This is a genomic window from Synechococcus sp. CCY9201 (genome assembly GCF_034931105.1).
Classification (GTDB): Bacteria; Cyanobacteriota; Cyanobacteriia; order PCC-6307; family Cyanobiaceae; genus CBW1002.
Map to the genome: position 1 here is coordinate 1 of NZ_JAYGIC010000108.1, position 19,410 is coordinate 19,410.

27 protein-coding genes and 1 pseudogene are annotated in these 19,410 nt (G+C 65.4%); 12 read left to right on the forward strand and 16 right to left on the reverse strand.

The window, feature by feature from the left end:
- On the forward strand, positions 1 to 686 hold a 686-nt coding region (locus tag VB716_RS10820), incomplete at its 5' end, for an ATP-dependent DNA helicase (protein WP_323270469.1).
- 93 nt (positions 687 to 779) lie between these two features.
- On the opposite strand, the gene VB716_RS10825 is transcribed toward VB716_RS10820, so the two are convergent.
- Positions 780 to 1,628 carry an NAD(P)H-binding protein gene (locus VB716_RS10825; protein WP_323270470.1) on the reverse strand — a complete coding sequence of 283 codons (849 nt, stop codon included), beginning with the start codon at positions 1,626 to 1,628 and terminating at the stop codon, positions 780 to 782.
- A 150-nt stretch (positions 1,629 to 1,778) separates the two neighbouring features.
- Between VB716_RS10825 and VB716_RS10830 the strand changes: the two genes are divergently transcribed.
- The 3 genes and pseudogenes from VB716_RS10830 to VB716_RS10840 form a co-directional block, all read left to right on the forward strand.
- On the forward strand, positions 1,779 to 2,723 hold the full coding sequence (locus tag VB716_RS10830) for an AraC family transcriptional regulator (RefSeq protein ID WP_323270471.1): 945 nt from the start codon (positions 1,779 to 1,781) through the stop codon (positions 2,721 to 2,723).
- Positions 2,720 to 3,283, forward strand: coding sequence for a thermonuclease family protein (locus VB716_RS10835; protein WP_323270472.1), 564 nt, complete (start codon positions 2,720 to 2,722; stop codon positions 3,281 to 3,283). Before VB716_RS10830 ends, VB716_RS10835 begins: the two co-directional genes overlap by 4 nt.
- 104 nt (positions 3,284 to 3,387) lie before the next feature.
- Positions 3,388 to 3,678: pseudogene (locus tag VB716_RS10840) on the forward strand (transposase); the annotation flags it as partial.
- Positions 3,679 to 3,892: 214 nt separating this feature from the next.
- Here the strand turns inward: VB716_RS10840 and VB716_RS10845 are convergent.
- From VB716_RS10845 to VB716_RS10860, 4 genes are all read right to left on the reverse strand, one after another.
- On the reverse strand, positions 3,893 to 4,249 hold the full coding sequence (locus VB716_RS10845; RefSeq protein ID WP_323270474.1) for a hypothetical protein: 357 nt from the start codon (positions 4,247 to 4,249) through the stop codon (positions 3,893 to 3,895).
- 89 nt (positions 4,250 to 4,338) lie between these two features.
- Positions 4,339 to 4,467 (reverse strand): hypothetical protein, encoded by a 129-nt coding sequence (locus VB716_RS10850; RefSeq protein WP_323270475.1) that lies wholly within the window; start codon positions 4,465 to 4,467, stop codon positions 4,339 to 4,341.
- Between the two features lie 311 nt (positions 4,468 to 4,778).
- Entirely contained in the window at positions 4,779 to 6,047 is a 1,269-nt protein-coding gene (locus VB716_RS10855; RefSeq protein ID WP_323270477.1) for an NAD(P)/FAD-dependent oxidoreductase, read from the reverse strand.
- An 87-nt stretch (positions 6,048 to 6,134) separates the two neighbouring features.
- Entirely contained in the window at positions 6,135 to 6,941 is an 807-nt protein-coding gene (locus VB716_RS10860) for an SDR family oxidoreductase (protein ID WP_323270478.1), read from the reverse strand.
- Between the two features lie 270 nt (positions 6,942 to 7,211).
- Between VB716_RS10860 and VB716_RS10865 the strand changes: the two genes are divergently transcribed.
- Positions 7,212 to 7,376 (forward strand): hypothetical protein, encoded by a 165-nt coding sequence (locus tag VB716_RS10865; protein ID WP_322758325.1) that lies wholly within the window; start codon positions 7,212 to 7,214, stop codon positions 7,374 to 7,376.
- 165 nt (positions 7,377 to 7,541) lie between these two features.
- On the opposite strand, the gene VB716_RS10870 is transcribed toward VB716_RS10865, so the two are convergent.
- Positions 7,542 to 7,706, reverse strand: a complete 165-nt coding sequence (locus VB716_RS10870) for a Nif11-like leader peptide family RiPP precursor (RefSeq protein WP_197153748.1) — start codon at positions 7,704 to 7,706, stop codon at positions 7,542 to 7,544.
- A gap of 500 nt (positions 7,707 to 8,206) precedes the next feature.
- A complete protein-coding gene (locus VB716_RS10875) occupies positions 8,207 to 8,620 on the reverse strand; it encodes a hypothetical protein (RefSeq protein WP_322758323.1) in 414 nt (137 codons plus the stop codon).
- Between the two features lie 420 nt (positions 8,621 to 9,040).
- Here VB716_RS10875 and VB716_RS10880 point away from each other — a divergent pair, with 420 nt between their 5' ends.
- Positions 9,041 to 9,256, forward strand: a complete 216-nt coding sequence (locus tag VB716_RS10880) for a type II toxin-antitoxin system prevent-host-death family antitoxin (protein WP_322758322.1) — start codon at positions 9,041 to 9,043, stop codon at positions 9,254 to 9,256.
- 415 nt (positions 9,257 to 9,671) lie between these two features.
- Here the strand turns inward: VB716_RS10880 and VB716_RS10885 are convergent, their stop codons facing one another.
- Positions 9,672 to 10,328: an SOS response-associated peptidase gene (locus VB716_RS10885; RefSeq protein WP_323270479.1), complete on the reverse strand. Its 657-nt coding sequence runs from the start codon at positions 10,326 to 10,328 to the stop codon at positions 9,672 to 9,674.
- Between the two features lie 423 nt (positions 10,329 to 10,751).
- On the reverse strand, positions 10,752 to 11,210 hold the full coding sequence (locus VB716_RS10890; RefSeq protein WP_322758320.1) for a hypothetical protein: 459 nt from the start codon (positions 11,208 to 11,210) through the stop codon (positions 10,752 to 10,754).
- 310 nt (positions 11,211 to 11,520) lie between these two features.
- Between VB716_RS10890 and VB716_RS17470 the strand changes: the two genes are divergently transcribed.
- The 3 genes from VB716_RS17470 to VB716_RS10905 all read left to right on the forward strand — a co-directional run bounded on the left by VB716_RS17470 (position 11,521) and on the right by VB716_RS10905 (position 12,489).
- Positions 11,521 to 11,775 carry a lysozyme inhibitor LprI family protein gene (locus VB716_RS17470; RefSeq protein WP_322758319.1) on the forward strand — a complete coding sequence of 85 codons (255 nt, stop codon included), beginning with the start codon at positions 11,521 to 11,523 and terminating at the stop codon, positions 11,773 to 11,775.
- A 13-nt stretch (positions 11,776 to 11,788) separates the two neighbouring features.
- Positions 11,789 to 12,070, forward strand: coding sequence for a hypothetical protein (locus tag VB716_RS10900; RefSeq protein WP_322758318.1), 282 nt, complete (start codon positions 11,789 to 11,791; stop codon positions 12,068 to 12,070).
- Positions 12,071 to 12,135: 65 nt separating this feature from the next.
- Positions 12,136 to 12,489, forward strand: a complete 354-nt coding sequence (locus VB716_RS10905) for a hypothetical protein (protein WP_322758317.1) — start codon at positions 12,136 to 12,138, stop codon at positions 12,487 to 12,489.
- A gap of 15 nt (positions 12,490 to 12,504) precedes the next feature.
- Here the strand turns inward: VB716_RS10905 and VB716_RS10910 are convergent, their stop codons facing one another.
- Together VB716_RS10910 and VB716_RS10915 are read right to left on the reverse strand one after the other, a co-directional pair.
- Positions 12,505 to 12,726, reverse strand: coding sequence for a CsbD family protein (locus tag VB716_RS10910; RefSeq protein WP_322758316.1), 222 nt, complete (start codon positions 12,724 to 12,726; stop codon positions 12,505 to 12,507).
- Positions 12,727 to 12,788: 62 nt separating this feature from the next.
- Positions 12,789 to 13,034, reverse strand: coding sequence for a GlsB/YeaQ/YmgE family stress response membrane protein (locus VB716_RS10915; RefSeq protein ID WP_322758315.1), 246 nt, complete (start codon positions 13,032 to 13,034; stop codon positions 12,789 to 12,791).
- Between the two features lie 311 nt (positions 13,035 to 13,345).
- On the opposite strand from VB716_RS10915, the gene VB716_RS10920 reads away from it, so the two are divergent.
- Positions 13,346 to 13,708 carry a hypothetical protein gene (locus VB716_RS10920; RefSeq protein ID WP_322758314.1) on the forward strand — a complete coding sequence of 121 codons (363 nt, stop codon included), beginning with the start codon at positions 13,346 to 13,348 and terminating at the stop codon, positions 13,706 to 13,708.
- 362 nt (positions 13,709 to 14,070) lie between these two features.
- Here VB716_RS10920 and VB716_RS10925 read toward each other — a convergent pair whose 3' ends face one another.
- From VB716_RS10925 to VB716_RS10935, 3 genes are all read right to left on the reverse strand, one after another.
- Positions 14,071 to 14,250, reverse strand: coding sequence for a hypothetical protein (locus VB716_RS10925; RefSeq protein ID WP_323270484.1), 180 nt, complete (start codon positions 14,248 to 14,250; stop codon positions 14,071 to 14,073).
- A 193-nt stretch (positions 14,251 to 14,443) separates the two neighbouring features.
- Positions 14,444 to 14,821 (reverse strand): hypothetical protein, encoded by a 378-nt coding sequence (locus VB716_RS10930; protein ID WP_322758312.1) that lies wholly within the window; start codon positions 14,819 to 14,821, stop codon positions 14,444 to 14,446.
- 97 nt (positions 14,822 to 14,918) lie between these two features.
- On the reverse strand, positions 14,919 to 15,470 hold the full coding sequence (locus tag VB716_RS10935; protein ID WP_322758311.1) for a thermonuclease family protein: 552 nt from the start codon (positions 15,468 to 15,470) through the stop codon (positions 14,919 to 14,921).
- Positions 15,471 to 15,976: 506 nt separating this feature from the next.
- On the opposite strand from VB716_RS10935, the gene VB716_RS10940 reads away from it, so the two are divergent.
- The gene (locus VB716_RS10940; protein WP_416238104.1) at positions 15,977 to 17,200 is read left to right on the forward strand and encodes a THUMP domain-containing class I SAM-dependent RNA methyltransferase; all 1,224 of its coding nucleotides are present in this window, start codon (positions 15,977 to 15,979) and stop codon (positions 17,198 to 17,200) included.
- A gap of 26 nt (positions 17,201 to 17,226) precedes the next feature.
- On the opposite strand, the gene VB716_RS10945 is transcribed toward VB716_RS10940, so the two are convergent.
- Together VB716_RS10945 and VB716_RS10950 are read right to left on the reverse strand one after the other, a co-directional pair.
- On the reverse strand, positions 17,227 to 17,625 hold the full coding sequence (locus VB716_RS10945; protein WP_197158738.1) for a phage holin family protein: 399 nt from the start codon (positions 17,623 to 17,625) through the stop codon (positions 17,227 to 17,229).
- Positions 17,622 to 18,158: a DUF883 family protein gene (locus VB716_RS10950; protein ID WP_322758785.1), complete on the reverse strand. Its 537-nt coding sequence runs from the start codon at positions 18,156 to 18,158 to the stop codon at positions 17,622 to 17,624. Before VB716_RS10950 ends, VB716_RS10945 begins: the two co-directional genes overlap by 4 nt.
- Positions 18,159 to 18,255: 97 nt before the next feature.
- On the opposite strand from VB716_RS10950, the gene VB716_RS10955 reads away from it, so the two are divergent.
- On the forward strand, positions 18,256 to 19,410 hold a 1,155-nt coding region (locus VB716_RS10955), incomplete at its 3' end, for an AAA family ATPase (RefSeq protein WP_323270485.1).

Sequence of the window (19,410 nt, forward strand, 5' to 3'; positions counted from 1 at the left end):
CCCACGCCATCAACGCCGGCACCATCCCCGATCTGCGGCCGCCGCCGGCTGAGGCCACCACCGACTTCTATTTCCTGCCTGCCGAGACACCCGAGCAGGCGGTGGCCCTGATCCTCAAGGTGGTGGGTGAGCGCATCCCGGCCCGCTTTGGCCTCGATCCGATCGCCCAGGTGCAGGTGCTGTGTCCGATGGCGCGCGGTGGTTGCGGGTCAAGGTCGCTCAACATCGAGCTGCAGCAACTGCTCAACCCCGATCCCACCGAACAGGTGGAGCGTTTCGGCTGGCGGTTCGCGCCGGCCGACAAGGTGATGCAGGTGGCCAACGACTACGAGAAGGAGGTGTTCAACGGCGATGTGGGCACGGTGGAAACGATCGACGCCGATGCCAGTGAACTGACGGTGCGATTTGACGGCCGCGAGGTGACCTATGGCTGGGGGGAACTCGACAACCTGGTGCCCGCCTACGCCTGCACGATCCACAAGAGCCAGGGCAGCGAATACCCCGCCGTGGTGATCCCTCTGCTCACCCAGCACTACGCGATGCTGCAACGCAATCTGGTGTACACCGGCATCACCAGAGGCAAGCAGCTGGTGGTGCTGGTGGGCCAGAAGAAAGCGCTGGCGATGGCCGTGAAGAACCACCTGGGCCGCAGGCGTTACACCAAGCTCGCTGAGTGGATGGGGTAGCGCTCAGGTGCTGATCGAGCCGCCTCCCGGTAGGACCCATCATCGCCAGGCAGGCGGCACCGGTGCCGAACAGCAGCAGCGCGAACAGCGGTGTCACGCTGCCACGGCCTCAGGGTTCCACGCGCCCGTCGCGGCGGTATCCCTGGCGTAGTCGGCGAAGTCGCGGGCCGGGCGTCCCAGCGCCCGCTGGACGCCATCGCCGAGATGGGAACTGCGGCCGTCGAGCACCTCGCTGAGCAGCTCGGCGAGGTGCGTGGCGTCCGCTTCTGGCATCCCGTGCGCGCCCAGCTCGGCGCCGAACTCCTCGGCGGTCAGAGGGATGTAGCGCACCTCGCGGCCGATGGCGACACCGAGCTCGTGGGCGGCTTCGGCGATGGTGAGCAGGCGCGGGCCCGTCAGCTCGTACAGCTCGCCGATGTGGCGGTCGTCGGTGAGCGCCGCGACGACGACGTCGGCGATGTCGTCGGCGTCGACGAATGGCTCGGCGGTGTCGCCCGCCGGCATCCCCACGACCCCGTGTCGTACAGAGTCGACGAAATTCTCGTCGAAGTTCTGATTGAAGAAGGCGCAGCGGACGATCGTCCAATCGGCGCCGGAGTTCTGCAGGTAGCGCTCGGCCCGCTGGGCACCCTCCTCGCCGCGGCCGGAGAGCAAAACGAGGCGCCGTACGCCGCGCGCGACGGCAAGGCGTGCAAACGCATCGACCGTCTCGGCCGCCCCGGGCAGCGCCAGGTCGGGAAAGTAGGTGATGTAAGCGGCGGCGACGCCGTCGAGGGCTGGGGCCCAGGTGCTGTCGTCCTGCCAGTCGAAGCGCGGCTCCGTGGAGCGGGAGACGGGCCGGACCCGCCGTCCTTCTGCGATGAGGCGGTCCGTGACGCGACGGCCGGTCTTGCCGCTCGCTCCGATCACCAGGGTCGTTCCGTTGAAATTCGTGTTCTGCATGGGGTGGATGAGTGGTAGTAGGTCTCACCCCCAGGCCGGGCTCCCGAGCCTCTTGAGGGCGCCCCTGAATCCTCTGCGGGGAGCGCCGCCTGGGCCATCGCCGAGATGCTCAGTTCCATATCCGAGCGTCCAGCCAATACCCTTCCGGCCATGGATCCTTTCGCAGGTCTGCTCGACGGTCCGCGCGCGCGGGGCGCCTTCTCGCTCCGCACCGTGATGACGCCTCCTTGGTCGCTGCGGATCCTTGCCGAGTCCCCCATCACGGTGCTGGCGATCGTGCGCGGACACGCTTGGATCGTCCCCGACGACGGCCAGCCGGTGCGCCTTGGCGTCGGTGATGTCGCCGTGACCCGCGCACCGGATCACTACAACGTCGCGGACGATCCGGCGACGGAGCCCGAGATTGTGATCCACCCTGGCCAGCGCTGCTGCAACCGCGACGGCGAGTCGATCGAGGCTGAGCTGATGCACGGCGCCCGGACCTGGGGCAACGACCCGAACGGTTCGACGCTGATGCTCGTCGGCGCCTACGAGTCGACCAGCGACATCAGCGACCGATTGTTGCGCGCCCTGCCGCCGGTGCTGTCGCTGTCCAACGACACGTGGAATTCGCCGCTCATCGCCCTGCTGTGCGACGAGATGGCCAAGGAGGGTCCTGGCCAGGCCGCCGTGCTGGACCGTCTGATCGACCTCCTGCTCATCGCGATCCTGCGGGCCTGGTTCACGCGACCCGACGCCCACAGCCCGACGTGGTACCGGGCGCAGAGCGACCCGGTCGTGAGTCGTGCGCTGCAGGCAATGCACGACGACCCGGCGTGTCCCTGGACGCTCGCGAAGCTCTCACGGGAGGTTGGGGCCTCGCGCGCCGCGCTCTCACGGCGGTTCCAGGACGTCGTCGGGGAGTCACCGATGAAGTTCCTGACGAGCTGGCGACTCGCGCTGGCCGCCGACATGCTCTGCGATCCGGAGGCGAGCGTCGGCACGGTCGCCCACGCGCTCGGCTACAGCACGCCTTTCGCGTTCAGCACGGCGTTCAAGCGGGTGCGCGGCATCAGCCCGCAGGAGCACCGCGCGCGCGCGAGGCCGGCGCCTTGATCTCCAAAGCGGAGCGCTGGCTGCTGCCTGTCGCCGGGCTGGCATGGCTCCTGCTGATCCCTGTGCTCACGGTGGCCAAGCCCCGGCAGACCACGGTGCTCTCCATCGGCGACGGCGACACCCTGCAGGTGAAGCAGTGGGGCAAGACGATCACGGTGCGGCTTGCCTGCATCGACGCCCCGGAGATAGCCCAGCAACCCCACGGCCAACGGGCTCGTGAGTACCTGCAGATGCGGCTGCCTGTCGGCGCTCAGGTGCAACTGGATGTGAAAACCACTGACCGCTACGGCCGCACCGTCGCCGAGGTGATCGGTGGGATCAACCTCGGCCTGGCGCTTGTGGAGGACGGCCAGGCGTTCGCCGACCGGCAGTACCTCAGCGGCTGCGATGCCAAGGAGTATCTGGATGCCGAATTCAGGGCCAGCCGGCGTGGCCATGGCGTCTGGCAGGTGCCGGGTGGGATCACCCGGCCCTGGGATTTCCGTCGTGGGCACCGGTTACCGCCATTCCCGATGCGCCACCCCCGGGGGTCGTCGCTACCGCTGCTTAGGGCCTCCTGAGAAAGGGCAAAGCGGCTGTGCCGCAGTGGATCCGAGCAGATTTCAACTGTAGAATGTGCTCAATTCGGCTCGATACCGCCGAAAAGCAGTCCAGAGTTTTCCACATGTATCGGCGCGAGCATCGTCATCAGCTCTCGTTTGAGGATTTCTTCTTGCCGTTTGGCGGCAAACTCTCTGGTGACAATCGCTGGATCAAGCTTGCTGAGCTCATTCCCTGGGATGAGCTGGAGGACGACTACGCGTCGCAGGTCTGCAAGGGCTTTGGGGCACCTGCCAAGCCATTTCGAATGGCGCTTGGTGCACTGATCATCAAGGCTCGTATGGCGATCACAGACGAAGAGCTGGTTGAGCAACTCAAGGAAAACCCGTACCTTCAATTCTTCATTGGATTAAAAGCCGGCCTGAATGTGATCGCCTACAACCTGATCCGCCTGGGCAACCTGCTCAAACCGGCAATGGTGGAGGCTGCATGAACAGGCAGTTGCCCAGAAGTGTGCCCAGGCAGCAGTGATCAGGCAGGCCCAACGGGGGCAAACAACTGAAATCGGGCGTTCTGAGCCCCTCAAACGCTGAATGCGAGCCCGTTCGGAGCGTGATCAGCTCTCAGGGTCAAAAACGCGGCTTGCCAGGCGGTTTTTCTGCAAACTCATAGTCGCTGTCCTCAAGCCGGAAGCTGCCCAGGGGATCGTCCCGGTGGCTGTCGAAGCCGGCCGACACCAGCACCAACTGGGGCCGGAACCGCTCGGCGGCGGGCCGCAGCACGGCGGTCAGGGCTTTGAGCACCGCCGGGCCGTCACTGCCGCCGGGCAGGGGGCAGTTGAGGGTGAAGCCCAGGCCCGGACCCTCCCCCCGTTCCGTGGCGGCGCCGCTGCCGGGGTAGTTGCCCCATTCATGCACGCTGGCGAAGAACACGCTGGTGTCGCCGGTGGAGAGTTGCCTGGCGTCGTAAGCCACATCGCGGCGCACCGTCTCGAGATAGCGGGCCGTGTGGCAACGCTGAAGCTCCAGGTCCGTGGCGGGCCGGGCCCGGAACTGCCACGCAGGAGTAGCGCAATTCAGCCCGCTTCTTCGATCTCCACCGTTCGGCCGACCCAAACCTGCGGGCCCAGGACATCCGGGCGAACGCCGTGTTCGCCGGCATCTTCACCACGCTCGTGCTGAGCCACCGCGATCAGATCGCTCATGCCAACCCGGAGACCGCGACCGATGTGGCCTGGCGGATGGTGTATGCGGCTTTGGCCCAGCAGATGATGTTCGACGACCAGGAAGTCAGCGGCAAGCCGATGACCATCCCGGCGCTGGTGCACGAAATCACCTGCTTTATCGAGGCTTACCTCAAGGCCCCCCGGCGAAACGCTGATCGCACGTTCTGCACATCGGGTGCCCGGTCTCGCATGGCACTCTGGCGGATTCTCCCGTCAGTTGGCTCTTCGGCGGCTGGACCAGATCCGCGAGCCGGAACCCAGATTTCGTGGTTGGCACCTATTTCACACGATCAGTCTCGCTGGCGAGGCAGCATGAGCCCTAGGGGCGTGCACCTGATGCGGTCTTCGCCGCGGCGGAAAGTTTCCCAGGCCTCGGCGTAGCTGAGATCCTCGCGCTTGGCGAGCCTCAAGCCGGAGTAGCCCAGGAACGAGGCCATCAGAATCCGGAACGGCGTCAGGGGTTGTGAGAGGTCGACCGTCATTGCAATTCGCCGCAGCGCATCGGTTTCCCGGCCCCACGTGGCCGCGTAGGCCGCCAATGCAGCATCCAGCGAATCGCGATGCTCGTGCAGGCATTGAGCGAGCACCGTCGCGCCTTCCATGGCCGCATTCACCCCCTGCCCCACGGGAGGCACCGGAGCGCCAGCATCGCCCAGAAGAGCCACCCGCCCGGCCACGAGAGACGAACACCGCTTGGTCTTGCCGGTCGGCAGACATTGCCGCTGGCTGAACTCCTCCACTTTTGTATCGGAGGCGAAATGCCGCAGCAGCGGATGGGCCCTGTCGAGAAAACGACCGGCATCGGCGGCGGAGTCGAACCGCATCGTGCCGCTAAACCCGATCTGGCGGAACCAGCGCGGATCCGCCGGCCCTCTGGGGCCGTTGATCGCCCCGGCCACGGCCATCACGGGTTCAACCGCGAGAACATAGAGGTAGTGCGGATCCAGTTCGTCGAGGTGCTGGTCCAGATGCAGCATCAGGGAGTGGTTGCCCAGATCGGCTCCCTCGACTGCAAACCCACTGGCCTGCTCGGCGATCGACCGCCGCACGCCGCTACCACCGCCGTCGCAGCCCACGACCAGATCGAACCGTCGCCCTTCACCGGCCACGTCGTCCCGCGACGCGATGCGGAGCTGTGGCTGCCCGGCATCGACGACGGTCGCCTCCACCCCGAAGTGGAGGGCTACGGAATCTGCATACCGCTCAAGCACATGGGCCTGGAGACAGCGGCAGATGTCACCGCGGCTCCCCGTCCAGCCCCTGCCGTGATAGGGCTCCTCTGCGAAGCCAACCCCGAGCCGATGGATCCAAGGATGGGGGGCGGTTCTCAGCCCCTTAAAGTGAATCAGCCCGGCATCGAATCGGTCGGTGATGCCGATGAAGCGTGCCGCACGCAGACCGTGACCCGTGATGTCGATCGTGTAGCTACGGTCGGGGTTGTAGGTTTCGGCGCTGAAGTGGTCGTCGGCACGCTCGAATACCGCGATCTCAAACCCGCCCTGCTGGGCCAACGCCGCAGCGAGCGTCAGGCCCGCGGGCCCGCCACCGACGATCGCCACGCTGATTGTCACGTCAGTCCTCGAGGATTCCGCCAGAACTAGAGAGTATCCACGAGATTCATCCGCCGCCAACGCGATCCATGAGATTCAAGGGGCCGGCTGGGTCCCCGACAGCCCCTTGCCGAGATGCATGCCCGAATCGAGCAGCAGCAGTTCGCCCGTCATCGTGGCGGCACCATCGATCAACCAGATCACCGCATCGGCAACCTCCCCCGGAGTGCTGGCCCGCTCCAGCGGAACGGCCCGTTCGTATTGGCTCTTCAGCAGCTCCATGCCGCCCTCACCGGCTCCGCTCGCAAACCAACGGCTGAGGATCAGACCCGGGCACACGGCATTCACCCGCACATGCGGTGCAAGCATTCTCGCCATGTTCAGGGTCAGGGCGTTGAGCGCTCCTTTGGAGGCGATGTAGGGGGCCGAGGTGCCGATCCCGAGCGCCCCTGCCATCGACGAGACGTTCACGATCGCCCCCTTGACTTTCGTCAGCTCCGGCGCACAGGCGCGGATCATCTGGAAGGGCCCGATCAGATTCACGGCGTAGATGTCATGGAAGACCTGCGCATCAAGCCCTTCCCAGCCCGCCATGCTGGCAACCGACGTGCGGCCCGCATTGTTCACGAGCGCGTCGATGCGTCCCCAGCGATTGACTGCGGCGCCGACCATACTGCGGCAGGCAGCGTCGTCGGCGACGTCGGCCCGCAGCACCAGCGTGTCGGCACCAGCCTCGGCACAGGCTGCGGCCGATGCCGCGGCTTCCGACTCGCTCTTCGTGTAGTTGATGACGACGTCGTACCCGCGGCGTGCCAGGCCCAGGACCGTGGCGGCGCCCACACCCGTGGCAGACCCTGTCACGACGGCGACCTTTCGCTCTGGCATCTCAACCTCCCTGCGCATTGGCCCTCCCCCACTCCAGCAGATCGGCAGGTTTGTCGCTGCGTTGCGACTGCTCTTCGGTGACGCGACCAAGCGTCCGGGCCTCTTACGCGTGGCCGATGATCGCTGCAAACCACATGAATGGGCGACGAGGGACTCAAACCCCCAACCCCCTCGGTGTGAACGAGGTGCTCTGACCAATTGAGCTAGGAACCTGTTGCCGATACGGACGGGCTAACGGATGCCTTGTTTTCGGCAGCATCAAGGTAAGTGCCTGGTGGGGTGCAGGCCGTGACCCTGGATGAGGCGTGCCAGACCTTCGCCGGCAAGCTCAGCTCCGTCCAGATGGCAGGCGACAAACAGATGGCGCAGGATATTGATGCCAAGAGCAGCAAGCGCATCGCCGGAAAGTTCAACGCCGCCACCTGCCCAAACGTCAAAGCGCCGACGCCCTGACACTCTTCGGATGCTCTCCTGACCAGGCGTCAAACGCCAGGAGAGCCTCCATCAAGATCAGGCATGCCCACAAGACCGGCAATCCCGAATCGGGAAGGACATCAGCTGGATGCTGATGGCCGTTCTTCTTGAGTGAGAGCCCCGGATTTGAGGCGTGATCACCCCTTAGCCACGAACGTGACGGGACCAGGTGGCTGCCGTGAAGCTGTGACCCTCTCCACTAGCGATGGCGACCACCGCTGCGGAATCTGCGGCGGCGTCGACCTGGGCCTTGAGGGCAGCATCGCCCGCCACTTTGACCATGAAGGCGTTGAGCTGGGCTTTGGACACGGGAAACTCTCTTGGGTCCCTTCCATGAATAGTCCATGATCTCTCAGGCCGAGGTCGGCTTCGCGCCCCGCAGCGGCCCATACGGGCTCATGACTCAGACTCCTACACGCGAATCGCCGCGCCACCGACAAGACCACCGGAGCAATAAACCTGCCGCAGGGCATTGATCAATCGCAGTTCCGGCCAGCTTGAGGCGTTGAAACACCAGACGAGGACTGCCTTTACGGCGATCCTCACCGTTCCCGTCACAGCAAACGGCCGATCAGCTCGATCGCCTTCCGCCTGTGCGCGGCACTGGTCAGCTATCCCCGTCCTCCGAGCAGAAGACATCCCACTTATTTCGCAACATCAGCAAGGCCGCCGGCTCCGCCAGGGCCTTCTCCTTGCGCAGCAGCTCCTGTTGACCTCAATGGATGGACAGTTGAACCATTCTCGCAAAGGCGGCGGCTTTTTCAGCAAACTCCTAGAAGAAGGATCAGCGCAGAGCCTGGATTGCCACCTCATTCCAATAGACGTAAGTCTGGCGCCTGCCAGCGCAGCCGAGCAGCTGTGGAATGGAGAAGAGCACGGCTGTAGTACTGCAAAGGCAAAGACCGTTCGCCATGGCGGGCGATCAGCTCCGCAGCCAGGTCCTCGATCGGTTGCGTGCGATCTGTTTTCTGCAGGAAGCCATGAATGATCCACACGTAGAACCGCGTGATCGTTTCGTGGTATCCCTGGCTTTCAGTATTTTCTATGCCGGTGGCTGCGTTGTAGATTCTGATTCCATCACGGAGTTTTTCGAGCGCCTCAACTGGAGACGCATGAAGCACATGCCACAGTCCAATCTTCAGATGGGCGTGGTGGGTCCACTCGCTTCTGGGCAAGGTGCAGGAGGTGAAGGATTGCACCAGCTCTTGCACGGGCTGCTCCATCAAGGTGTTCCATCGAGGTGTTCCATCGAGGTGTTCGTCGCTGCGCCAGGGCGGACCTGGACAAACCATGAACTTCCTTGAACAGAGTCTTGACATTCATGCCTGTGACTTGACGGCAGATGTTCAGCAGGTGGTTGCCCAAGAACTCCCAAATCACGAACGTCTTGAAGTGCGTACCAGTCCAGCCTTTGAACGCCTTCAGCGGAGGCCTGGACCAGCTCAATACCCTTGACAGTTCCATCGCTCTTGTACCAGGGGTCTTCGCACAATGACGCAAAAGCCTGACGTGCTTCTTCCTGGGACTGAAAGGTCCCGACATTCACGATCCCCCAGGAATCGTGGGTATGAATCCTGAACATCAGAAGCTCACGGCGTTGCTCCCATTATCGTGGAACCACCCTCCGAGCTGCGCCACTCCGCATGCGTCCGGAGACCATGCACGACGACATATCGCATCGTTCTCGCCTGGTGGAGGAAGCAGCGGCAGGTGAAGCGTTTGTGATCGGCATGGCAGGCCGGCCGATGGTGCGCCGCCTGGGCCTGCTGGGGGGCCAGTGCACCGTGCCCGACGACTTCGATCAAATGGCTGCCGGCGATATTGCTGCTCTGTTTGAAGGCGCTGGGCAAGGCGGCTGAGCCGCGCCATGCCTCGGCTGCTGTGCTGATCAAGGCAGAGTCCCCGTTGGCGAGTTACCCAGTGCCGCTCCTGTTCATGGCCGCTACCGAGAGGTGTAGCCGTGCCTGAAGCTGTAGGCCACCACCCGCTCACCCCGCGCAGCCAGGCTCTCCACCTCGGTGCTCGGACCGCCAGCCGTCCTGTCGCTTGTGGTACGACCTCCCTGCAGCTGCTGCCCTGCAGCTGTGAACGGTTTGCCGTACTGACACGGCGGTCCAGCGGATCTACCAATAAATCAGAGGCCTCGACCAGGGCGGTTCCAACCAGTTCCCTGCAACCGGCCCAAGGGCGTCCGACACGGGGCGCCCTTCTTCATGGATGCTGGGCCAAACCGCCAGCCATGCCCGCAATTGATGAGCAGGCCGACCGGTCGGATCACATCCAGTTGACAGGAATCGCATCCCATCCGGCGGGATCCCACGGGGCCATCAGCACCTCAAGCCCCAGCAGCTCGGCGGCGTCTTCTGGCAGCAACCAGGCCTCTTCCCATCCATCCATGATCACCACCGGCATGCGGTCGTGGATGGGGCGCAGCAGGGCATTGGGTGTGGTGGTGAGAATGCAGCAGGTCTGGAGTTCGCTGCCATCAGGAGCGATCCAGTGGTCCCACAGGCCGCCCAACCAGAAGGGGGCACCGTCCTGGCGGCGGATCCAATACGGCTGTTTGTGCCCTTTGGGGCCATGGCCTGGTCCCTCCGGCGGCGGCCGCCATTCGTAGAAGCCATCGGCTGGAATCAGGCAGCGGTGATGGCGCCAAGGACCACGAAAGAACGGCTTCTGGCTCACCGTCTCGCTGCGGGCATTGATCGGCCGGCTTTTGCCTTGCGTGTCCTTCAGCCAGCTGGGGACCAGGCCCCACTGGGCGAAGCCCACCTCAGGTCGGCCCTGCTGCTGCCGCTGGATCAGCAGTTGTTCACCGGGCCGCACTTGCTGCCTCGGCTGGTAGTGCTCAAGGAAACCATCGGGCAGCGGACCCTTCAGCCGGGGAAGCAGCTGATCGATCGTGCTGGTGAGCGAGTAGCGGCCACACATCAGCGACGCCTGTGGATCCAGTCGGGACTTCTCCCAATCTGCGTGGCCTGACTCCTGGCTGAGGGGTTTTGCAGGGAGCGAGTCTGAGGGGACCGTGCCATACCCACGCTGCCTTGCATCGTCTGGACCTGTGACCACTGGCGGCCCTGTGCCGTCCTCTGGGTCGGATGGTTGGGGCCGCTGCAAGCCGCCACGTTGGACTCACCGGCGGTAAGCAGCTGGTGGTGCTGGTGGGGCAGTAGAAGGCTTTGGCAAGGGCCGTGAAGAACCACTTGGGCCGTAGGTGGAACACCAACCTGGCGAAGTGGCTCAGCTGACCAAGAGCAGAGCGGGGCCTTGGTCGATGCTGTATCTCAGGAGTAGCGCTCCCGTTTCCAGGACTGTGTGGATTCTCCCCGTTGCCACACCAATGCCGTGCTGAGATTACTTGCGTCGGATCGGGCCGGTGGTTTTAGCGTCAGAATCAAACCAGCTGCTCTCATTCGCAATCCTTGGATCGCCTTGAATCGTGAAGGTGATGAAGCCGGTTTTGAATACCAAGGCACCGTCACTGAGCTTGCTGGCAACAAGCTTGCCGTTCACAAACACCTGATTTTTGTTGTCAATGCGGATGTTGGCGACGGTTTGTCCGGTTCCGGGGTTCTTTGCGACCCAGTGACCGCCGTAGGGCGAAGCAGCTGCAGCCGGTGCCGTCCCGAAACCTGCTTTGGCGTTTTCGGCCTTGGTCTTGTTGATGTCGCAGCCCTGCAATTCGGTGACCTGGGTGCAGCCCGATCTCTCGAGCTTCTTGGCATACGCCGGATCAATTGCATAGGAGGCGAGTGGAAGAAACAGCCCTATCGCGATCGCACTGCAAGCGACAAGATGCTTTTTGTGATTCATTTTACAAAACTTCTTTGGGTTGTGCAATAAAATGTTGAGGGGCGAGAAGTTGCGCGCCGCATCTGCGCTGCCATTCTAACAAACAACACTGATAATACGGCATGAGGGCCGATTGAAAGGCACTCCCGTTTCACCGGGTGTGCCTCCCCATTCTCGACACCCTGCTTTCTGGAGACTTTGGTGCCTGAGTGCTCTTCCGCTCGCAGCGGCAAGCCTTCTGGCGAACCTCCCGGCTGGAGCGATCCCGCCACCGCCGGACTCCTTCGACGGGGAGACCATCCGCTGTCAGCCCTCGGGCAGCGCCGCCACCGTGCTGATCTGTCGGGACGCCGAACTCACCGCGCTTGACCGCGAGCTGCGCGCCACCTTCCGCCACCTGCGGTACGACATGTCCTTCACCGCTGCCCAGCGCGAGGCTCTGGAGGCGGACCAGCGGCGCTGGGTGGAGAGCATGGATCAGTGCTGGAGAGCCGGGGAGAAGATGAGGGACTGCGTGAAGGCCAGCCAGGAGAGACGGCTCCAGCAACTGCGGTCGTGGTCAGCGGCCATCAAGGTTCACCCCTGAAGGCCGCGACGCCATGGATCTGCTCGTGTCACTGTTTGTCGGCAAGCCGCAGGCCATCCTGGCCGTGGCCGTGGCCTTCATCGCGGGTGATCTGGCACTGAGGTTCCGATGGCCCGGCCTTGCCCGCCATCCCCGCGCGCTGTGGATCGGGGCCATCGCCTGGGGGAGCTACGCCGGCTGGGAATGGCTGGTGCAGATGAAGACGCCGGAGGCGAACATCAGGGTCGATCTCCTGGTGATCTGGCCCGTGTTGGCGATCCTGTCGACCTGGTCGCTCCTGCGAGCGTTTCGATAGTCACCGTGGCTGGTGACCGCACATGGAAGCTGTGCACGCTTGCCGCACTCACCGGGCTGATCCTCGTGGTCACGAGCACCACGGGCCTGCGAAGTGGCGATCTGCCGTTCCTGGCCTTCCTGGTAGCCCCCTACCTGCTGCTGGGACTGCTGGCCTGGCGGGAGCGTGAGCGGCGCAGCCTTTCGAACCTGCTGTTCATCGTTGTGCTGCTCCTTTCCCTGGGAGGCACGATCCTCCTGGGAGCGGACAGCTACCGCTTCCACACCGTCCCCGAACACCGACTGGTGCAGCGGATGACGATCATCGTGGTGCCGATGCTGCAATCAATGGCCGCAATCGCCATCGGTCTGCTGCTTCAGGCGAATCGGATGCTGACTGGCCATAGACGCGCAGGTGCGGGTCGGTCAAGGAGCAGCTGAGGGAACGGCGAGGGGTCAGGCTCTGTCGCTCAGCCCCTTGAGAGCGTCGCCGACGGCATCGGCAGCATCCGCAACCTTGTCCTTGAGGTCACCGGCGGCATCGATGACCTTGGCCTGAACCTGCTTGGCTTCGCCTTCGACCTTCAGATTGTCGTCACCGGTGAGCTCACCGGCCGCTGCCTGCAGTTTGCCTTCGGCATCCTTGGCGGTGGCCCTGATCTTGTCTTCCAGGCTCATGGTGGCGGGGCTGGGAACTGAATGGACCGTAGCCGGGACCCGATGAGGCTTCCAGGAGCGGGTCAGGCGCGTTTGAGCACCCTGAGCACCACCAGCAGGATCACCGCACCGAGGGTGGCCACCACAATGCTGCCGAGCAGGCCGCCTCCCACGGCTCCACCGAGCCCGCCGAAGAGAAGTCCACCGAGCAGGGCGCCGATGATGCCCACCACCAGATCCCCCACGAGCCCGAAGCCTCCCCCTTTGACGAGAACCCCTGCGAGCCAGCCGGCAATGATTCCGACGAGGAGAAACCAGAGGATGTTCATGGTGGAACTCGCTCAGGTCAGAAGTGCTAACGGAAGGTAACCATCGAGGTTGCGACAGGCGTGGTTTCGAAGAACTTCGTAGTCCTTGCCATCGACATCGCCCCGCCGGGGGCAAGCTTTCGGTCGCCCGGCTGGTCCCCACCCCCGGCGAACGGTTCGTGACCCGCTGCGCCCTGCCGGAGCTGGATCAACCACCAGCGGCTGGAAGTTGTGTTCAGATCTTGGGGCGGTTCCTAATACCGACGGCTTTCTCCGCTTCGTGCTTGGGACGGGGCCTCCATGGGACGCACAATGAAGGTTTCCCAGTTCCCATGGGTCATCGCTCGTCTTCCTGGGCACTGATCTTCACCGGCCTTCTGATCGCGGCAGGGCAGGCCGCACCTGCCAGAGCCCAGCCTCAGGTCCAGGGCAGCCCGATTCGCTCCCTGCTCGAGAACGGAGCAGGACGGCTGTTGTGGATCTATGACGGGATCCGCCACGTGGAACTGCCCCTCGCCGATGGCAAGGCCGTGATCGGTCTGAGCTGTGAGCGTCAGACCTGGACCCTGTTCCGGATCGAGCGCAACGGGCGGGAGGTGTACAGCTTCCGCGACGATCCCAAGTGGGGCTATCAACCGGCGGGCCCCATTGCCTCCTCACGCCTCTGCACAGAAGCGGTCCGTGTGGCTGAGTGAGGCCCGGCAAGCCTTGAGGTCCAGCCTCCGGCCACATTCATTATTCGGGAGTCAGCGGGAGCCCGTCAGCCAAGGTTGGGGTGCCCGACAGGACGGCCAAACCCGCCAGGGCAAGCGGTGGCCGTGATCAACAGGGACGTTCGGGGCAGCAGGTCCCGAGAGGAAGCAAGGATTGCCGCGATCTGCGCGGGCGGTCTGTTTCTGTTCCTGTCGGCCGTCGCGCTGGCAGGAGCGGACCGGCCACTACCCCCCCGGTTCGGGGGCTGGTGGTCGCGTTCGGTGTGATGGGGGCCCTGGGAGCCTGCGCGGCCCTCGTGCTCTGGTGGATCGCGGCAGGCCTGCAGCGACGCCTTCCGCCCTGATCAGCGTCGTTCCAACGTGACCGTGAAGACCGCACGGCCCCCGACCCGCGCGGCGTCCCCCTCCATGAGCACCGAGGCGCGCCAGCGCCCCGTCTCGCTCAGCAGCATCTGCAGGCCGTCCGCGCCGGGGCGGGCCCCATCCAGCACCATCGCCCCGGAGGGCGCCTCGAGGGCCAGCACCAGGGTCCGGGTCGGGTCGTCCAGGCGCACAAGCAGCCGTTCCCCCTTGCGGGCGTCGAAGGCGAAGAGTAAGCACCCGGGGTTCCCGATCCGGTGGCGGCGGGATGGCCTGGGCGACCTGCGTGGCGAGCAGTGCGGCGGCCTGGATCGCCGTGAGAGCTGCGAGCAGGATCCGAGGGGAGCGCCTCACAGTTCAGAGGCCCCGTTTCTCAGCGGTGCCCTCGCGGTGGAGGGAATGGGCGCGGGGATCCTTGTCGTTCCACTCCAGGTAGGCGGTGCCGGGTTCTGGTTGGCGCAGGGGGATGGCCGGCGCCACGCTGGGGTTGATGGGATAGGTGTGACCGTCGTAGCGCAGCACGGCGTAGTAACTGGTCCCAGCATCCACCCGCACGCGGGTGATCAGCTCCTTCCAGCCGTCGTGGCGCCGCTCGTTCACGATCAGCGGATCCTTGAACAGGCTCATCTGGGTGATGAACTGCAGGCGGCCGGGGCTTGGTTCGCGAAAGATCAGCAGCGGGCAGCCGCCGGTGCCGCAGAACATCGGCCCCACCACCTCGCTCGGGTCGGCCATCGCCGCTCAGATCCACCCGGCCCCACGTGTAGCGATGCGCCGGCATGCGCTCGCATTCGGCCTTGATCTTCCGGCGTTTCACCATCTCCCCCTCGACCTAACGATTGCGCCGGAAATCCCAGGGTTTCACCTCATTCCCGGAACGCCAGACGCCCTGACGGGAGCGTTGCGCTTCGCTCTCGGCCTTGAGGTAGGCGTTCGCATCACAGCCGCTGAGGTACTGCCAGTAGACGTAGGCCTTGCCGCGCCTGACCATCTCGACATTGAGGTTTCGCCCGTTTGCATACACCTCCGCCACGGTGCGGCCGTAGCGATCCACGGTCTGGGTGGCGGCTGCACCGCTGGCGCCCTGGGCCAACTCTGGAGCGTCGATGCAGGCCAGGCGGATGGTGACGGACTCCCCGCTGCTGGCCCTGACGCGGATGGTGTCGCCATCACCGACTGAGATCAGACCGGCCCTGCCACTGATCATCGTTGCCTTGGGCCGTGGACTGGAGGAGCCTCGCGGCGGCGGTGAACCACCTTTGCCTCCCTTGCAGAGGGCTTCGCAGGGGATGCCGTCGCCATCACCATCGATGCGCGTGTTCCCCGACTTCAGGGATCGCATCGCTTCCTCACAGGTGCGGAAGCTGGAGCACCGCTGAGCCACTGCCGGCGGGAGACCTCAGTGGCACGAAGAGGTCGCCAAGCCGCTCCCAACACTAACCGCCACCCACCCTTGGTCACGCCTTTGGTCACGGAAGGAAATCCTGGGAGCATCAACCACCCAAAATCCCAGTCCCCACCTACTAAAAAGGCCCCTTCCAGGGCCCATGGGTCATTTGGGTGATAAGGCTGACCTCACCCCATCTCCCTTAGAGATGTCAGGCAGCCACAGGGGCAGCTTGACGGGAGAAACGAACGATGTTGTTCGCTGTTACGGGTTTGCTCTTACCGAGCAGGCTTCAGTCACCCTCCTCATACCCCGTCGAAACCATTGCAGCCCCGGGACGTGCCCGGATCCCGGCAAGCAGCCAGAACGAAGAAGGCGAATGGAGCTGAGCGGAATCGAACCGCTGTCCGAAGCACTGGTGTGGATCACCTAGTCCGGCCGAAACCGGACTCATTCATTGTGGCAGCACAGCGACGTCCGCAGGGGGCACCAACGCCGTGGGCATCACCGAACCCATCCAGGGGACAACCGCCCCTGGCGGAACCCAGCCCGGCGGCAGCTTCGCCGCCACAGCGGTGGTGCCTCCTGGGCTTGAGCAGCCCGCCGCTGCTGAGCTGAGCGCCCTCGGGGCCACGGACGTTCAGCCCCTGCAGCGGGCGGTGGCGCTGCGCTGCGACCTGGCGACCTTGTACCGCCTACACCTGCAGGCTCGGCTGCCCTTCCGGATCCTGCGGGAGCTGGCCCGGTTTCCCTGCCGCAGCCGCGAGGATCTTTACCGCGGGGTGCAGCAAGCCGCCGACTGGGCCCTCTGGTTGCCGCCCGATTGCCGCTTTCGGGTTGATGCCAGTGGCCGCGCCCCGGGGCTGAGCCACAGCCACTACAGCGCTTTGGAGGTGAAGAACGCCCTGGTGGACTGGCAGCGCCAGCACTGGGGCGAGCGCTCAACCGTGGACCTGGAAACGCCCGACCTCAGCTTTCACCTCCATCTCGGTCGGGGCCGCGGCGGGCCCGAGGCGGTGCTGAGCCTGGAGGGCAGCGGCGGCAGCCTGCACCGCCGCGGCTACCGGGCCGCCATGGGCCTGGCCCCGCTCAAGGAAAACCTCGCCGCCGGGCTGATCAGCTACACCGGCTGGGATGGCCGTGTGCCCCTGGCCGATCCCCTCTGCGGCAGTGGCACCCTGCTGATCGAGGCCGCCTGTCTCGCCCTGGGCCGGGCGCCCGGCCTGAGCGGGCCGGGACGGCCACCGCGCCGCTTCGCCCTGCAGGGCTGGCCCGACTTCCAGCCAGACCTCTGGGAGACGGAGCTGGACCAGGCCAGGGCCCTGCAGCGCGATCACGGGCCCCAGGGGGATCCACTGGCTCCGATCGTGGGGCGGGAGCAGGATCCGAGCGTGCTGGAGCAGGCCCGCACCAACGCCGCTGCCGCCGGTGTGGGCGACTGGCTGGATCTGCAGGCGGGCGACGTCCGCGATTTCGAGCCCCCGGAAGCCGCGGGAGTGCTGGTCTGCAATCCGCCCTACGGCGAACGGATCGGAGAACGGGACGACCTCGAGCAGCTCTACGCCGATCTGGGCACCATGCTGAAGCAGCGGTGCGGCGGCTGGACCCTGTGGCTGCTCAGCGGCAATCCCGAACTGACCGGTGCCCTGCGCATGAAGGCCAGCCGGCGCATCCCGGTGAGCAACGGCGGCATCGATTGCCGCTGGCTCAACTACGACATCCGCTGAGGCGAGATCCGCTGAGGCAAGATCCGCTACCGGCCGAACAGGGCTCGGCCGGTGCGGGTCAGGCCGGCCGTGGTCTGGGGCAGATAGGGGCCCTTGAGCAACTGCCCCCCCACCCGCAGAAACAATCCCGCCACCACCAGATCGATGCTGGCGGCACCGAGGGCGGCCTGGATCCAGCTCCAGCGCAGGGCTCCATGCAGCCACAGCACCAGGGCCAGCTCCGCCGCCACCAGGGCCAGCAGCACCAGGGTGAGCCCACCACTGATCAGCAGCGCACCACCGATCAGGCGGCGCCGTTCCTGATCGACCTCCTGCAGCGCGATGCGCACATGCAGGTCCATCACCGAAGTCAGTAGGGCCCCCACCCGGCCGGCCGCCACCCGGGCCGGGCCGGGTTCCCGTCGTTCCTCCTGCCGCTCCTTCATGCCGAGCGCCGCCCCGAACCGAGCAGCAGACCCACAATCAGGCCCACGCCGGCCGCGATGCCCACCGCCAGCAAGGGCCGCTCCCGCACCGGCTTCTCGATGCGGGGGCGCAGGGTGGCATTGAGATCGTCGAGCAGGCTTTCCAGCTGGCGTTCCAGGGGCTCGATGCGGTCGATCAGATGGCGGCTCTGGTCGCCGGCGACATGCAGCAGGTCTTCCAGCTGGTGATGCACGCCCTCAGCGGTACGGCCGGTCTGCTGGGCGATCACCGCGGCGAGGTCGTCAAGGCTGCCGCGGCTGGCCTCCAGGGTGTGACGCGCCACCTCCGGCCACTGCTTCTGAATGATCGGCAGCAGGGCTTCAAAGCGCTCGCGGAAGCGATCCTGCAACGACCCGGTGGAGCCATCTCGCTCAGCAGCGTTCTGCGTGGCGTTCTCCGATGCGTTGTGCGCTGCATTCTCAGCGGTGTTCTGAGCAGAGGCATCTGCAGCACTCTCAGCGGCGGCCTGAGCATCGGCGGAGTCCCGGTCCATGGCGGCGACGGTGTTCGGGCGGCTCACCCAAGCTAAGGAGTGGACTTGAGCGTGGAACCACCTCCGCTACATTTCGGCTGCTCGGTGGGCGGGCCTGGTGGTTCACATCAATCAGGTCGAGCTGTCTCAGTTCAAATCGTTCGGCGGATCGGTGGCGATCCCGCTCGAACCCGGTTTCACCGTGGTGACCGGCCCGAACGGCTCCGGCAAGAGCAACATTCTCGATGCCGTGCTCTTTTGCCTCGGCCTGGCCAACAGCCGGGGGATGCGGGCCGAACGGCTGCCCGATCTGATCAACAGCGCCGTGCTGCGCCAGGGACGGGCGGCCGAGGCCTGCGTCACCGTGCGCTTCGACCTGGGCGACTGGCAGCCCGATGAGGCGGAGGCCGGCCTCGATCCCCCCGAGGAGGGTCCCTGGATCCAGGCCGGCCAGAAGGCCTGGAGCGTCACCCGCCGCCTGCGGGTGGCCCCCGGTGGCACCTACAGCAGCAGCTACAGCGCCGATGGGGTGACCTGCAACCTGCAGCAGCTCCAGACCCAGCTGCGGCGCCTGCGGGTCGATCCCGACGGCAGCAACGTGGTGATGCAGGGCGATGTGACCCGCATCGTGTCGATGAGTGCCCGGGAGCGGCGCGGCATCATCGACGAGCTGGCCGGTGTGGCCCTGTTCGACACCCGCATCGCCCAGACGCGCGCCAAGCTCGATGAGGTGCAGGAACGCCAGGAGCGTTGCCGCATCGTGGAGCAGGAGCTGCTCCTCTCGCGCCAGAAACTGGAGCGCGACTGCGCCAAGGCCCGCACCTACCAGGAGTTGCGCCAACGGCTGATCACCGGACGGCTGCAGGCCCAGGTGCTGGAAGTGGACGCCGCCAGGCAGCAGCGCGACCAACTGAATCGCCGCCGCGAAGCCCTGGGCCGCCAGCAGATCAGTGATCGCGAAGCCATCGCAACCGCCGAGGCCGAGATCCAGCAGGCAGCCCTGGCCCTGGAGCAGTTGCAGGCGGAGGTGAAAGCCCTCGGGGAAGATCAGCTTCTGTCCGTGCAGGCCGAGCTGGCGGGCCTGGAGGCCAGTGGCCGCGAACTGGCCCGGCAGGCGGAGCGGCACCAGCAGGAGGCCGAAGCCCTGCAGGCGCAACGCCAGAACCTGGCGCAACGCCAGGGCGAGCTGCGGCGGCAGCGGCAGGAGCTGGATGCCGCCGAAGACAGCGCTGCCCTGGCCACCGCTGAAGGCCGCTGCCGCGACGCGGAGGCG